General features: G+C 72.3%; 12 protein-coding genes. 4 read left to right on the top strand and 8 right to left on the bottom strand.

Annotation, left to right across the window (positions count from 1 at the left end; translation table 11 throughout):
* Positions 1-30: 30 nt before the first annotated feature.
* From ACIBSW_RS31625 to ACIBSW_RS31615, 3 genes are all read right to left on the bottom strand, one after another.
* Positions 31-2,808, bottom strand: a complete 2,778-nt coding sequence (locus ACIBSW_RS31625) for a tetratricopeptide repeat protein (RefSeq protein ID WP_354724321.1) — start codon at positions 2,806-2,808, stop codon at positions 31-33.
* 151 nt (positions 2,809-2,959) lie between these two features.
* Positions 2,960-3,304: a hypothetical protein gene (locus tag ACIBSW_RS31620; RefSeq protein ID WP_354724319.1), complete on the bottom strand. Its 345-nt coding sequence runs from the start codon at positions 3,302-3,304 to the stop codon at positions 2,960-2,962.
* Between the two features lie 40 nt (positions 3,305-3,344).
* The gene (locus ACIBSW_RS31615) at positions 3,345-3,776 is read right to left on the bottom strand and encodes a response regulator (protein WP_354724317.1); all 432 of its coding nucleotides are present in this window, start codon (positions 3,774-3,776) and stop codon (positions 3,345-3,347) included.
* A 269-nt stretch (positions 3,777-4,045) separates the two neighbouring features.
* On the opposite strand from ACIBSW_RS31615, the gene ACIBSW_RS31610 reads away from it, so the two are divergent.
* Positions 4,046-6,679 carry a transglycosylase domain-containing protein gene (locus ACIBSW_RS31610; RefSeq protein WP_404799517.1) on the top strand — a complete coding sequence of 878 codons (2,634 nt, stop codon included), beginning with the start codon at positions 4,046-4,048 and terminating at the stop codon, positions 6,677-6,679.
* Here the strand turns inward: ACIBSW_RS31610 and ACIBSW_RS31605 are convergent.
* Positions 6,628-6,978, bottom strand: coding sequence for a DUF2750 domain-containing protein (locus tag ACIBSW_RS31605; RefSeq protein ID WP_354728356.1), 351 nt, complete (start codon positions 6,976-6,978; stop codon positions 6,628-6,630). The two genes, ACIBSW_RS31610 and ACIBSW_RS31605, sit on opposite strands and share 52 nt — an antisense overlap.
* 117 nt (positions 6,979-7,095) lie before the next feature.
* Between ACIBSW_RS31605 and ACIBSW_RS31600 the strand changes: the two genes are divergently transcribed.
* The 3 genes from ACIBSW_RS31600 to ACIBSW_RS31590 all read left to right on the top strand — a co-directional run bounded on the left by ACIBSW_RS31600 (position 7,096) and on the right by ACIBSW_RS31590 (position 9,214).
* Positions 7,096-7,581 carry a GNAT family N-acetyltransferase gene (locus ACIBSW_RS31600; protein ID WP_354728354.1) on the top strand — a complete coding sequence of 162 codons (486 nt, stop codon included), beginning with the start codon at positions 7,096-7,098 and terminating at the stop codon, positions 7,579-7,581.
* A gap of 109 nt (positions 7,582-7,690) precedes the next feature.
* The gene (locus ACIBSW_RS31595) at positions 7,691-8,563 is read left to right on the top strand and encodes a hypothetical protein (RefSeq protein ID WP_404799516.1); all 873 of its coding nucleotides are present in this window, start codon (positions 7,691-7,693) and stop codon (positions 8,561-8,563) included.
* Positions 8,564-8,716: 153 nt separating this feature from the next.
* On the top strand, positions 8,717-9,214 hold the full coding sequence (locus tag ACIBSW_RS31590) for a hypothetical protein (protein ID WP_354728350.1): 498 nt from the start codon (positions 8,717-8,719) through the stop codon (positions 9,212-9,214).
* 25 nt (positions 9,215-9,239) lie between these two features.
* Here the strand turns inward: ACIBSW_RS31590 and ACIBSW_RS31585 are convergent, their stop codons facing one another.
* From ACIBSW_RS31585 to ACIBSW_RS31570, 4 genes are all read right to left on the bottom strand, one after another.
* The gene (locus tag ACIBSW_RS31585) at positions 9,240-11,825 is read right to left on the bottom strand and encodes a lipopolysaccharide biosynthesis protein (protein ID WP_354728348.1); all 2,586 of its coding nucleotides are present in this window, start codon (positions 11,823-11,825) and stop codon (positions 9,240-9,242) included.
* 231 nt (positions 11,826-12,056) lie between these two features.
* Positions 12,057-12,563 carry a GrpB family protein gene (locus ACIBSW_RS31580; protein WP_354728359.1) on the bottom strand — a complete coding sequence of 169 codons (507 nt, stop codon included), beginning with the start codon at positions 12,561-12,563 and terminating at the stop codon, positions 12,057-12,059.
* Positions 12,560-13,663 carry a magnesium and cobalt transport protein CorA gene (locus tag ACIBSW_RS31575; RefSeq protein WP_354728347.1) on the bottom strand — a complete coding sequence of 368 codons (1,104 nt, stop codon included), beginning with the start codon at positions 13,661-13,663 and terminating at the stop codon, positions 12,560-12,562. The genes ACIBSW_RS31580 and ACIBSW_RS31575 overlap by 4 nt, the downstream gene beginning before the upstream one ends.
* A gap of 162 nt (positions 13,664-13,825) precedes the next feature.
* On the bottom strand, positions 13,826-14,563 hold the full coding sequence (locus ACIBSW_RS31570) for an ABC transporter permease (protein WP_354728345.1): 738 nt from the start codon (positions 14,561-14,563) through the stop codon (positions 13,826-13,828).
* Positions 14,564-14,566: the final 3 nt, after the last annotated feature.

Raw genomic sequence — 14,566 nt, 5'->3', positions numbered from 1 at the left:
TGACCCGGGCCGGGTCGCCGCGGGTTCCGCTCAGCTGTCCGCGGCGACGCGGGCCAGGTCGCTGCGGAGCTTCGCGCGGATTTCCGCGCTGTCCGGGTGGTCGATCTCCTCGTAGATGTCCAGCGCCTGGCGCCAGGCGTCGTGTGCCGGCGCCGGGTCGCCGGCGGCCAGGTGGGTGTCGCCCAGGTGGGTCAGGATGACCGCCTCGAAGCGGCGGTCGCCCTGCTCGCGGAACAGTTCCCGGGACCGGCGATAGCAGGTCAGGGCCGCGGCGTAGGCGCCGAGATGGTGGTGCACGTAGCCGACGCTGTCCCAGGAGTGCGCCGCGCCGGGCCAGTTGCCCACCTCCTCTTGGATGGCCACCGCACGCTCGCAGTACTCCAGCGCCACCGCGTAGTTGCCCATGGTCACGTGGCACCAGCCCAGGTTGTTGAGCGCGCTCGCCTCGCCGGGGCGAAAGCCCTGCGCCTGGTACCCCTCCAGGGCCAGTTGGGCCTGCTCAAGCGCCTCGTCGTAGCGGCCGAGCGACCGCGCGGTCGCGCCCAGGTTGAGGTGGACGACGGCCCGTTCTTCGGCGTCATCGTGGTCGTCGAGCAGCTCCAGGGCGAGGGTCAGGTGGCGGTGTGACGGCTCGGGGCGGCCGAGCTCGCCATGGGCGTGCCCGAGGCGGTAGTGGACCCGGGCCAGCCGGACCGGGTCGTCGGAGCCCTCCGCGACCGCCAGCGCGACGTCCAGGCAGGCGATCCAGTCCCGCTCGTTCCATTCCCGCGCGAAGAACGTGGCCAGCGCCCACGGCAGCAGAAAGGAATGGTTGTCGAAGCCCGTCGCCCCGGCGAGGTCGACAACGGCGCGCAGCGGCCGCTGCTCGCGGGCGAACCAGGCCAGTGCGGCGGCCATGTCGGCCAAGGGCTCCGGCGTCACGCCGACGGCCATCGGATCGGGCCGGTCGCGCAGCTGCGAGCGGTTCGGGTAGAGCAGGCGGTCGCCGGCCAGCGCGGTGTGCAGATAGAAATCCAGCACCCGGTGGGTCGCCGCCCGGCGGTCGGCTTCCGGGTCGATCCGGTCGGTCAATTCCCGCGCGTACGCCCTGAGCAGGTCGTGGCAGCCGTACCGCCCGGCCGGCTGCTCGGCCAGCAGGTTGGCCTGAATCAGCCGGGCCAGCAGCGGCCGCACCTCGTCCGTGCGCAGCCCGGCCAGGCTGGCGACGGCGTTGATGCCCGCGTCCGGGCCGGGCAGCAGGCCGAGCAGGCGGAACAGGCGCGCACCGGCCGGGTCGAGGGTGCGGTAGGACCAGGAGAACACCGCCCGCACGTCGGTGGCGGGGTCGGAGTCGGCCAGCGCGTCCAGGCGGTGCCGGGCCTCGGTGAGCTCGGCGGCGAGCGTACCCAGGGAGAAGTTCGGGTGGGTCGCGGCGCGGGCCGCCGTGATGGCCAGGGCCAGCGGCAGGCCGGCGCAGGCCGTCAGGATCCGGTCCACGGCGTCGGGGTCGTCCTTGATCCGGTGCTCGCCGACCCGGCGGGCGAGCAGTTCGCGGCCCTCGGCGCCGGACATGGTGTCCAGGCGCAGCGGCCGGGCGCCCTCGGCGGCGATCAGGCCCGACAGCGAGGCGCGGCTGGTCACCAGGGCGAGGCAGCCGGCCCCGCCGGGCAGCAGCGGGCGGACCTGCGCGGCGTCGGCCGCGTTGTCGAGCAGGATCAGCATCCGCCGGTCGGTCAGCCGGCTGCGGAAGAGCGCGGCCTGCGCCGAGACGTCGCCGGGGATCCGCTGGGCCGGCACGCCGAGCGCCTCTAGGAATCCGCGCAGCACCTCCGTCGGCGCGGCGGGCGGGCCGGCCGGGTCGAAGCCTCGCAGGTTGACGTGGAGCTGGCCGTCGGGGAACCGGTCCCGGACCTCGTGCGCCCAGTGCACCGCCAGCGTGCTCTTGCCGACCCCGGCGGTGCCGGAGACCACGGCGACGACCGTTCCCTCGGCCTCGTCCAGGAACTCGTCGAGGGTGGACAGCTCGGCCTCGCGGCCGGTGAATCCCCGGACGTCGAGCGGCAGCTGTCGCGGCACGTGCGCCTCGGCCGCCGGGCGGCGCGGGGCGGCGGCCTGGTGTGCGGTCTCGAGCTCGGTACCCGGCGCGGCGCCGAGCTCGTCCCGGAGCCGCTGCCGGATCCGGCGGTAGCAGGCCTGCGCCTCGGACTGCCGGCCGTCGGCGCGCAGCGCCCGGATCAGCACCGCCGCCAGCGACTCGTCCAGGGGGTGTGCCTCCAGCAGTGGCCGGACCAGGTCGGCGACGGCGCCGGGCGGCGTGCCCAGCTCGAGCTCGATCGTGGCCAGGGCCAGCGTCGCGGACAGCCGCTGCTGCTCGCACTCGTCGCGCACCCGCGCGGCCCACTCGCCCCGCAGGCCGGCGAGCGGCTGGCCGTGCCAGAGCCCGAGCGCCTCGCGGAGCAGGTCGGCGGTCTGCCCGCGGCTCTGGGTCGCGCCGCGGGAACGCGCGACGAGGCGCCGGAACCGGAGCAGGTCGAGAAGTTCCGGCTCGACGCACAGGGCGTAGCCGCCGTCGCGGAACTCGAGGCGGGCGGCGTCACCCAGCGTCTCCAGCGAGCGGCGCAGCCGCAGCACGTGGGTGTGCAGCGCGTTGCGCACCGTCCTCGGGGGATTCTCGTCCCAGATCCGGTCGATGAGGACGTCGACGGGCACGGTGCGCCCGGCGTCGACGGCGAGCGCGGCGAGCACGGCGCGCTGCTTGGCGGGTCCGAGGTCGAGGCGCCGCCCGTCGACGAGGAGCTCGACCGGCCCGAGGATGCGCAGATCCCACATGGCCCGGCGGCCCCCCGTTCCGGTTCGGCATTTCAGCCTTCATCAATCCGGATTTCAGAGTAGTCGGGCACGCTACTCAATGGCTCGACACCAACGGGGGTGGGTGGAGCCGTTCGGTGATCGCCGGCGGCTCCGCCCAGGGCCGGGTCGTTCACCGGGGCTGGATGAGCCACCTCCAGGCCCGGCGGAGACCGTCGGCGAAGTTGGCGTCGCCGTCCGCGACCGGGTCCGCCGAGGGTTCCCTCAGCTCACCGGCCGGCACCGAGATGATCACGCCGCGCTCGAAGATGCCGTCGACCTGGCTCGCGCTCGCGTAGCGGTGGCCGTCCGACGTCTTCAGGACCAGGCCGTGGAAGATGTCCTCCGGCCGGTCCGCCAGGACGTGTGCCACCGTGCCGGCGCTGTCGCCCGCGCGGTCGTAGACCGGCGTGCCCTCGGCGAGGACCACGAACGATTGCGGTGCCCCGAGGTCCTCGGGTGCGTTGTTCTGCGACATGCCCTTCGGATACCCCGGCGAGGGCCGCTGTAACCGCAGGTCAGTCGCCGGGTGGGAGCAGCGCGACCTCGCCGTAGAAGCGGTCGATGGTGCGGACCGTCGCCTCGAACTCGTCCAGGCCGAACGGCTTGGTCACGTAGGCGTTCGCGCGCTGCTGGTAGCTCGACGCGATGTCCGGCGCCGCGCCCGACGTGGTCAGGATGACCACCGGGATGGCCTTCAGCCGGTCGTCGGACTTGATCGCGGCGAGGGTCTCGCGCCCGTCCATGCGGGGCATGTTCAGGTCCAGCAGGATCAGGTCCGGGCGCTGGGCGCTCTCGTACGGGTGCGTGCGGAGCAGATAGTCCAGCGCCTCGCGGCCGTCGGCGACGCGGTTGACCGTCGCGCCGCGCTCCGGGCTCTCCAGCGCCTCCATGATCATCAGGGCGTCGGCGTCGTCGTCGTCGACGACCAGGATCTCGAGAGTCCGCACCGGTGCACCCCTTTTTGTTTGCAGTCTGGCAAGCATAGAGGCAGGGTGCCTACGGGACCACTCGTCGCCGGCGCGAGTTCGTGGCGAGAAGAGACATGTTTCACCGGCCGTTGCGGCAACCTCCGCGAAACGCCAGGTCACTGACCGTAGATCAAATGTAGGGAATCGCGCACGCAAAGTAGTTCCGCCGCGGGATGCACCGATCGACGGTCGGCTCTCGTCACCTCAGCGTGGGAGATCATCGGAAGAGGCGGAGGCCGGGGCGGATCGTGGTGCGGCTCGTCGTGGTCGCACTGGTCCTCTGCGGCATCGGGGTCGGGGTCGTGGAGGCGTACATCGAGTCGGTGCCGATGTCCGCGCGGGCGGCCGAGCCGCAGGCGTCGACGCTGTACTACCGCGACGGCCGTACCATCCTGGCCCGGGTCGGGACCACCGACCACAGTGAAGTGCCGCTGTCGGCCGTGCCGCCGGCGGTCCGGTCCGCGGTCCTGGCCGCCGAGGACCGCGACTTCTACGACCACGGCGGCGTCTCGGTCCGCGGCGTCCTGCGCGCCGTCGTCGCCGACGTCGGCGGTAGCCGGCAGGGCGCCTCGACGATCACCCAGCAGTACGCCCGCAACGCCTTCCTCACCCAGGACGTGTCGGTGGAGCGCAAGGCGAAGGAGTTCGCGCTCGCCATCCGGCTGGAGCGCGAGCACACCAAGGACGAGATCCTCGAGCGCTACCTCAACACCATCTACTACGGCCGCGGCGCGTACGGCATCGCGGCGGCCGCGAACGCCTACTTCGGGATCACGCCGGACCGGCTCACCGCCGCGCAGGGCGCCGTGCTCGCCTCGGTGATCAAGGATCCGTACGGCTTCGACCCGGCGAACGACGCCGAGGCCGCTCGGACCCGCTGGACCTGGATCATCAAGTCGCAGCGCGAGCTGGGCTGGCTCGCCGAGGAGCCGCACTATCCGCCGGTCAACTCCGCGACCGAGGGCGTACCCGGCGCCAACGGCCTGGTCATCGACCGGGTCGAGGGCGAGCTGGCCGCGCACGGCGTCACGCCGCGCGCCCTGCACACCCAGGGCCTGTCGATCACCACGACCCTGGACCCGGCCGTGCACGGCGCGGCCGTCAACCAGGTCGCGGCCCACCTGGCGGGCCAGCCGAAGGACCTGCGGGCCGCGCTGGTCGCGGTCGACCCCGCGACCGGCGCGGTACGGGCGTACTACGGCGGCGACCAGGGGCGCGGCTTCTTCGACGACGCCTCGGCGGCGCACCCGGCGGCCTCGACGTTCAAGCCGATCGTGCTCGCCGCGGCGCTGAGCAAGGGCATCGGCTACCTGTCGCGCTGGGACGGCAGCTCGCCGCGCGTCTTCGCCGGCCGGCTCGGCGTGCCGCTGGTGAACCGCGGCGACCGGCAGTGCCCGAGCTGCACCCTCGAGAAGTCCATGGTCGACTCGCTCAACACCCCGTTCTACGCGGTCACCGAGGAGATCGGCGCGGCCACCGTCCGGTCCATGGCGTACGACCTGGGCGTCGCGAGGACGTACGGCGGCGAACCGACGCTGGTGGACGCCAAGGGCGACCCGACGCCGGGCCGGACCCGCTCGGACATCGCGATCGGCCGCTATCCGGTCACCCCCGGCGACCTCGCCTCCGTCTACGCCACCTTCGCCGCCGGTGGCGTCCGGCACGACCGGTACTTCGTGGAGAGCGCGACCGCGCCCGACGGCCGGCAGCTCTGGGCGGCCGTGCCCGTGGCGAAGCGGGTGCTGGACAGCAAGGCCGCGGCCGACGTCACCACCGTCCTCGGCGCCGTGGTGAAGGGCGGCGACGTGCTGCCGGGCCGGCCCGCCGCGGGCAAGGCCGGCGCGCAGCCGTGGGGCGACACGAAGGACAACCAGGACGCCTGGATGGTCGGGTACACGCCGGAGCTGGCCACCGCGGTCTGGCTCGGCAAGGCCCGGCCCGGCCCGATCCGCGACTCGGCGGGCGCCGCGATCAAGGGCGAGACCGTGCCCGCGCGGCTGTGGCGCGACTTCACCCGTGACGCGCTGGACGGCACGCCGAGCAGGTCCCTGCCGAGGCCGGCGCACGTCGGCCGGATCGACGTCGGCGACGCCGGGCGTGCCAAGTCCGTCGGTCAGCGCAAGGACGAGGATCAGAAGCCGGCGCCCGGCGTGCCGGTCGTGCACACCGCCGGCAAGGGCAAGCGGCTCGCGCTCACCTTCGACGACGGGCCGTCGCCGTACACGGCGCAGGTCCTCGACCTGCTCGCCGAGCAGCAGGTCAAGGCCGTCTTCTGCATGGTCGGGGAGGAGGTCGAGAAGCACCCGGAGCTGGTGCGGCGGATGATCGCCGAGGGGCACCTGCTCTGCAACCACTCGTGGAAGCACGACGATCTCGGCAAGCTCACCGCGGCGGCGGCCCGCGACGACATCGTCCGTACCGACGAGGCCATCGCCGCTGCCGCGCCGGGCGCGACGGTGCCGTACTTCCGCGCGCCGTACGGCTCGTGGGGCCGGTCCGCGAAGGTCGGCAACGACCTCGGCCACACGCCGCTCGGCTGGGTCGTCGACCCGGACGACTGGCTGCTGCCGGGCGCGCAGACCATCGCCGACCGCATCGAGAAGCAGCTGACGCCGCGCGCGATCGTGCTGGTGCACGACGGCGGCGGCGAGCGTGAGCAGACGGTGGCGGCGCTGACGAAGCTGATCCCCAAGCTCAAGCGCGCGGGCTGGAGCTTCGATCTGCCGGAGCGGACGGTCGAGTCACGCCCGCTGCCGCCGGCACCGGAGTCCTCGTCGGCCGCGGTGTCCCCGCGGCCGACGGCCGGCGCGGGCCGGGGCCGTTCCGGCGGTCAGTCCAGCTCGTCGAACCAGCCGGCGACCCGGGCGGGTGCCACGTCGTAGCCGGTCGCGAGCGGGCCGGCCCAGTTCACCCCGACGAGCAGCCCGTCGCGGCGCAGGCCGGGCAGCCAGCCGTCGAGCCAGTCGTGGACGGGGATCTCCACCACCTCGAACCCCCGGTACGCCGCGACGGTGTCGAGGACCCGGCCGGCCCGGGTCGGCTTGGACCAGAACGGCATGGCCCGGTTCCCGGCGGCGTCCCGGGGCGCGGGAAAGCCCGCGGCGTCCCGGATCGACCAGACCCGGCGTTCCTGAGGCACCTCGCGGCGGAACGCCGCCGAATGGGCCGCGCTGAGCGACATGCCATCCCCCTCTGTAACCGATACTTCACCTATCGTCCCTGACTGGGGCGTTCAAGGTGATTTGAACCATTAAATCCGAGTCGTTGGCTCGATCTGCGCCGCCGTATGTTCCCAGCCATGGACATCAGAGCGGCGACACCGCAGGACTGGCCCCGGATCTACCCGTTCTGGTCGCGGATCGTGGAGGCCGGCGAGACGTACGTCTACCCGCTCGGCCTCGGCTCGGACGACGCGCGGGCGCTGTGGATGGAGTCGGCGCCGGGGCTGACCGTCGTGGCCGTCGAGGGTGACGACATCCTCGGCTCGGCGAAGATGGGTCCCAATCGGCCGGGGCGCGGCGCGCACGTCGCGACCGGAAGTTTCATGGTCAACCCGGAGTGGAGCGGTCGCGGTGTCGGCCGGGCGCTGGGCGAGTACGTCATCGACTGGGCGCGCCGCGAGGGTTACCACAGCATCCAGTTCAACGCGGTGGTGGAGAGCAACGCGCCCGCCGTGCACCTCTGGCAGGCGCTCGGCTTCACGATCGTCGGCACCGTACCGGAGGCATTTGATCATCGGACGAACGGACTAGTGGGTCTCCATATAATGGTCAAAAAGCTATAAAACGCCCAAAACGCCGTCTAATTGGGCTCTACGGGTAAAAAGGTCCCATAACCTCCTGAGCATGCCGGCCGTCAGGCCCGGCAGCTGACTAGCTTTCGGAGGATCTGGGATGAGCAAGGGTCGTCGAATCGGAGCCCTCGCGGCTGCCGCCGCTTCCACCATCGGCATGGCGTCGCTGGTGGCGCCGACCGCCGCGGAAGCGTCGCCGCGTGGCCCGGTGCCCGTGTCCAACGGGATCCGGACCGTCCGGGCCTTCTCGCCCACCTGGGTCGGCATCCGCTGGGCCACCGACCGCCGCATCTGCGACGTCGAGGTCCGGGTCTACAGCCGCGGCGTGTACGTGGGCTACCCGGGTGCGCGCCGGTTCACCTCCTTCTCGCGGAGCGACACGCTGTTCCCGGGGCGCAGTGACGTCACGACGTTCCTGGTGAACCCGCAGTTCCGTCGCCCCGGCATCGCGCGGCTGAGCGCCGTCATCGAGTACGACAACTGCGGGCGCCGCGACCGCACGATCCGCAGGACGTTCAACCTGGCCATGCCGGTCGTCGTGTTCGCCGGCGGGGGTCACCCGGGCGGCGGGGGTCACCCGGGCGGCGGGGGCCACCCGGGCGGCGGGGGCCACCCGGGCGGCGGCGGACACCCGGGCGGCGGCGGCCACCCCGGTGGCGGTCAGCAGGGCGGGGGCCAGCAGGGTGGCGGTCAGCAGGGCGGGGGCCAGCAGGGCGGGGGCCAGCAGGGTGGCGGTCAGCAGGGTGGCGGTCAGCAGGGCGGGGGCCAGCAGGGCGGGGGCCAGCAGGGTGGCGGTCAGCAGGGTGGCGGTCAGCAGGGCGGGGGCCAGCAGGGTGGCGGTCAGCAGGGCGGGGGCCAGCAGGGTGGCGGTCAGCAGGGTGGCGGTCAGCAGGGTGGCGGTCAGCAGGGCGGGGGCCAGCAGGGTGGCGGTCAGCAGGGCGGGGGCCAGCAGGGTGGCGGCCAGCGCGGGTAATTACTGACGTCCTTGTTGTGCAGATAAATGCGTGGTCGGCCATCTGGTCGACCACGCGTTTTGTCGTGGTCTTGCCTTTTTGAAAGTGACCTCTATACGCCCGGAATCGCAATATCATGCGAATTGTTAGGTTCCGAGGCGTTTGGAGAGCTGATGAGTGGGATCCGGCGAACCGCCGTACTGGCGACCACGCTGCTGGCGGCGACAGCCCTGACCGCGACCCCGGCCGCCGCGGGACACCACGGCCCGCGCCCGGTGGTACACCGGCTCGAGGTCGTCATGGCGCACCAGCCGACCTGGGTCAAGGTCTGGTGGGCCACCGGCAAGAGGATCTGCGATGCCGAGGTGACCGTCCGGGCCGAACGAGTCGGGATCACCTACCCGGAGAACACCGGCACCTACACCTCGTTCCGGCGCGACTCCGACCTCAACCCGGGTCGGCCCGACTACACGGCGTTCAAAGTGGACGCGGCCTACAAATGGAACACGATGGTGCCCATCGAGGCGACATTGATCTACAACACCTGCGGCGAACACGCGGTCGAGAAGGCCAATGTCTACTGGCTCCGGCTGCCCGTGCTGCGCAACCCCGATCACCACGAACCGAGGGATCCTTACGCGCGGCCGGCGGGGGCGGCCGACCGCGCGTAAGGACCGTCTCGGACGGACCCGCCAGCTAGCGGGTCGCCATGATCAGTGCGGCCGGGTCGGCGCAGACCAGCCGCAGCGCCTGGGCCACCACGGCCGGGTCGTAGGTGGAGGCGTGGAACGTCGCCTCCAGGTGCAGCACGCCGCCCATCTCGGACGTGGTGAGCGTGATGCCCTCCGGCCCGTTGAGCGTCGGAACGCTCTGGTTCACCCGGCCGGCGACGTCGACCGCCCAGGGCAGGTCGGCCAGCACGTCGTGGCGCCCCTGGTTGCTGAACGTCAGCCGGGGCCGCGGCTCGATCGGCGCCTCGGCCGGGTACGGATCCGGCAGGCCCGGCGCCCCGGTCACCGCGATCTTGCCCTCGCGCAGCAGCATCATGGTCAGGATCCGGCCGGTGGCCAGCTCCGCCTTGAGCGTGGTGTGAATCGACTGCGGGTCGGTCAGGCTCGGCGGGCTCAGGTACGGGCCCATGCAGAAGTTGCTGTCGATGCTGACGCCCTTGTCCACGTACCGGCGGGCGTCGGCCAGGAACGTGCCCCCGGACTCGTCCGGGTTCAGCCCCAGCTCCCGCAGCGCCGCGGTGAACGCCGCGAACGTGATCGCCGACGTGGTGACCCCCGGCGAGTACTGGTCGCGCCACACCCGCATCTTGCCCAGCACGTCGGCGGAGCGGGCGGTCTCGACGGTCAGGCTCGCGGCCCAGGGCCGGGTCGCGGACGGCTCCTGGTGCGGCGGCCGGGCGAAGCTCAGCCCTTCGCGCCAGCTGCCCGGCTTGGTGCCGAACTGCTTCCACCAGGCCTTGGGTAGCGCCCAACGGTGCCGCGTCGACGGGGCGATCGTCGCCGCCCGCTCCTCGCCGGCCGCGCGGACCAGCTCCCGCAGCAGCGTGTTGACCGGACCGGCGTCGCCGTACGCGTGCGCCACCTTCATCGCGACGTAGCCGCCGCCGGCCAGGATCCGTACGGGGTGGTGTGCCCGCTGCTCCGCCTGCAGTTCCCGGGTCATCGCGTCGAAGTCGACGGGCCCGTCGCCGAGGTCGGTGACGGCCTCGCGGACGTAGGCGGCGAACGCCGCCGCGTCCATGTGCTCCCAGCGCGCGCCGGCGCGGTCGAGCCGCGACACGGCCCGGTGGGTCGGGTCCGCGGCGTGCAGCCCGATGAGCGCGTTCCGCAGCCGCTCGGCGGTGACGCCGGTCAGCGGGCCGACGGTCCGGATGTACTCCAGCGGCAGCCAGGAGCGTTCGCGCAGGGTCAGGCTGGTGGTGGCCATGATGTTCTCCTCGAGAGGGGTACGGGCGAAGACGACCCGGAGCACGGTCGGCGCGACCAGCACGGTCTCGGCGGCCATCACCAGCGCCACCCAGGTGACGAGCTCGGTGAGGCTGCCGCGGCTGCCTCCGTACCAGGCGGCGGCGAGCTCGGCGGCGCCGGCGAAGACCGAGAAGATGCCGGCTCCGCGGAGCCGGCCCTGCACCCGGGAGATCGCCAGGAAGAAGTGGTGGAAGACGAACGGCAGGTAGGTCAGCGCCAGGATGGTCAGCGCGGTTCCGGCGCTCTCCGCGTAGCCCGCACCGAAGAGGCCCATGATCGGCTTCGCGGCGACGGCGACCACCAGCGAGGCGGGCAGGCCGACGCCGAGGCAGATGAGCAGGCCCATCCGGACCTTGGAACGCAGCGCGTCCCGGTCGCCGCCGGCCACCGCGAAGAGCGTGAGCGCGACGTTGCCCGGGACCATGGCGAGGAAGGACAGCACCATGAAGGCGGTGTAGAAGGACGCGTTCGCCTCGGCCGACAGCACCGCGGTGACGACCAGCGGCAGCGCCGCCCGCGGCAGGTAGGTGGCCAGGTTCAGCAGGTTGTGGTCGAACGTCGACCGGCCCCGGCCGCGCAGCAGCGACGCTCGTGGGCGTACCGAATCGATCATGCCCTTGCGCCGCAGGGCGCGGGCGAGGATCGCGACCGACGCGACCGCGCCGGCGATCCAGGTGAGCAGCAGCTCGCCGCCGGTCAGGGTGAGCGGCAGCACGGCGACGGCGCCGAGCAGGGCCAGCTTGATCACCGAGAACCAGGCGTTGCGCATCAGCTGCATCGGCCCCTGCAGCAGGCCGACCAGGGCCTCGTCCAGGACCAGCGTCATCGCGTTCAGCGCGATGCCGAAGACCAGCAGCACGGTGGCGGCCGTGCCGCCGAGCGCGTTCTGCAGGCCGGGCAGGGCCAGGTGGGCGAGCGCGACGTAGACGAGGCCGCCCACGGTGGCGGCGCCGCCGGCGACCAGCAGGCAGGTGGAGATCAGATCCCATTTGCGGCCGCGCAGCGTCGGCAGGTCGGAGATCAGCATGGTGCCCATGCCGAACATCCCGATCGTGCCGATCAGCGTCATCGCCGAGACCGCGGCGGAGGCCTGTCCGACGGCCTCGGCGGGCGCGGTCCGGGCGGCCAGCCACCAGTACGCGAAGCCGAAGAGCGAGGTGATCGCGGTCGTCGCCATCAGCGAGCCGGCGTTCAGGAACAGGTCCAGATGCCCCCGCAGGGCGGCCACCAGGCCGGTGCGGCCGGGCGCCTCGGCGCCGGCGTCCAGGCTCCGCGGTTCGGCCTCGGTAACCGTGCTCTCCACCCAGCAGCCCCCAGTGCAGTGATCGAAGCCAAACGGTAGTTACCTTGCGTGTTCGGCTGCCAGGGCGAAGCGGTGCACACTCGGGACCTGTCCGGAGTGGAGATCATGCGGACCGGTTGACGGGTCCGTGACCGTTCGGTGGAGTTTTGTTACTCGGGTGACCTCAGGCGTTATGCCTGGTCACAGCCGCAACGTCCGATGTCGGGTACGGGCTCGGACACGCAGAGTGACCTACTCTTCCCAGACCGGAACCGAGGGTAGGCCGCGGGCCGCGCGGGCCGCGTCGATCAGCTCCTGGATCAGGTCGGTCTTACCCTGCGTGTACGCGTCGCCGGGTCCGTACCGGTCCATCAGCTCGCGCTTGAGGGCCGCGTAGCGCTCGCGGTCCGCGGGGTGCGCGATCAGGTGGTCGCGCAGCAGCCGCTCGTTGCGGGTCGGCCAGCTCTCCGCGGTCACCACGTGCAGGTGGTAGCCCGTGCTGTCGTAGTCCTCGCGCCGGTAGAGGAGCCGCCCCGGCATGCCGGAGCGCGCCACCTGGTAGCCGTACGTCGTCAGCGCCTGGTGGTTCACGTCGTCGAGGTGATCGACGCTGGCCATCAGGTCGATGATGGGCTTCGCGGGCAGGCCGGGCACCGCGGTGCTGCCCACGTGCTCGACGTCGATGAACAGGGGCGCCAGCACCAGGCAGGCCCGCCGGCCGAGGACGGCCCAGCGCTCCTCGGGCTCCGCGATCGTCACAGCCAACCCGCCTTCTTCAGCCTGCGGTGCAGCAGCACGGCGGCGGTGGCCATCAGCAGCAGCGCGCCGAGGTAGCCGTACCGCCACTGCAGCTCCGGCATGTACTCGAAGTTCATGCCGTACACCCCGGCGATGGCGGTCTGCACGGCCGCGATCGCCGCCCACGAAGCGATCTTGCGCATGTCGTTGTTCTGGTCGACCGAGACCTGCGCCAGCCGCGCCTGCAGGATCGAATTCAGCAGGTCGTCGAAGCCGGCGACCCGGTCGACGGCCCGGGCGAGCCGCCCGCGCAGGTCGATCAGGTACGGCTGCAGTTCCGCCGGAACGACGCCGCGGTCGAGTAGCCGTTGCAGCGGCTCCTGCAGGGGTATCACGGCGCGCTTGAACTCGACCATCTCCCGCTTGAGCTGGTAGATGTGCGCGATGTCCGGCGGCCTGCTCGCGGAGAAGGCGACCTCTTCGAGGGCCTCCAGGTCGTGCTCGACGTGGCCGGCGACGTCGAGGTAGAGGTCGACCATGCGGCTGCAGACCGCGTACACGACCGCCCACGGCCCCTGTGCGAGCAGGGCGGGACGTTGCTCGAGCTCTTCGCGTACGGGCTTGAGCGCCCCCGCCGCGCCGTGCCGCACGGTGATCACGAACCGCGGCCCGACCAGCACGGTGACGTCGCCGGTGTCGACCACCTCGGAGGTCGCGGTGAGCTCGGTGTGCTCGACGTAACGCGCGGTACGCAGCACGAGCCGGGTGACGTCGCCGAGCGTCTCGGCGGCCGGCCGGTGCCCGGCGGCGGCGGCCTGCTCGGCGGTGAGCTCGTGCAGCCCGAAGACCCGGGCGATGGCGGCCATGGTGGCCTCGTCCGGCTCGTGCAGGCCGAGCCACACGAACGCGTCGCGCTGGCGGCGCGCCTGCCGGGCGGCGTCGGCGTAGTGCACCGGCCCGGGTCGCCTGGTCCCGTCGTGATAGACGGCACAGTCGACGACCGCGTCGGGGTTGCCACGCCGCGGCTGCGGGATCGCGCGCCGGGGCCGGTTCAGGCCCTCGATCAGTCGGCCGAACGTACGCGGGATCAGCGGCACCTCGCGCCGCCCTCGCCCGAACATCGCCCGTGGTCCCCCGTCGCTCGCAGCACATGCGGGAACGACGGTAACCGTTCCGCGCCGCCCCGCGCCGCACAGTCCGGCGCCTGGGCGCACTGGACGGGATCCGCGGGGCGCGGATCCCGTCCAGTTTCCATGATCTGAACGCCGTGGCAAGTGGGCCGCTCAGTCCGAACGATTCATCGCCCGGACACCGACGAGCAGGCCGACCGCGCCGACGCCGGCCGCGGCGATCGCGCCGGTAACGGTCGTGTTCGCCCAGACGTCGCCGGCGAAGAGGGCGCGTTCCGCGTCGACGACGTAGGTGAGCGGGTTCCATGTCGACAGGGTCTGCAACCAGCCCGGGCCCTCCGACACCGGCAGCAGCATGCCGGCGAGCAGCAGCAGCGGGAAGAGCAGCGTCTGCTGCACGGTCCAGAAGAGCCACTCCTGGTTCTTGGCCGCGAGCGCCAGCGTGTACGACAGCGCGCCGAGCCCCAGGCAGAAGACGCACAGGATGACGAGGCCGAGCAGCGCGCCGCCGAGGTGCAGCTCGAAGCCGAACGGCAGGCAGATCGCCACGATCACCGCCGCCTGGGCGATCACCGGCACGATCTCCTTGAGCGCGCGCCCGATCAGCAGCGCGGGCCGGCGCAGGGGAGTGACCAGCATCCGCTCGTGCGAGCCGGTCTGGATCTCGAAGAGCAGGTTCGAGCCGGTCATCGACGTGCCGAACAGGCAGGACATCACCACGATGCCGGGCACGAACCACTGCAGCGACAGGTCGTCGGGCAGCAGCGGCGCGAAGAGGCCGAGGAAGACCAGCGGCTGGACCATGGAGAAGACGATGCCGAACGGGTTGCGCAGCATCGGGCGCAGCTCGCGGCTGAAGACGACGCCGGTGTCGGTGACGAGGTTGGACATGGC

The organism is Actinoplanes sp. NPDC049668 (genome assembly GCF_044465445.1).
GTDB lineage: Bacteria > Actinomycetota > Actinomycetes > Mycobacteriales > Micromonosporaceae > Actinoplanes.
This window is presented reverse-complemented; position numbering and strand designations above follow the sequence as displayed.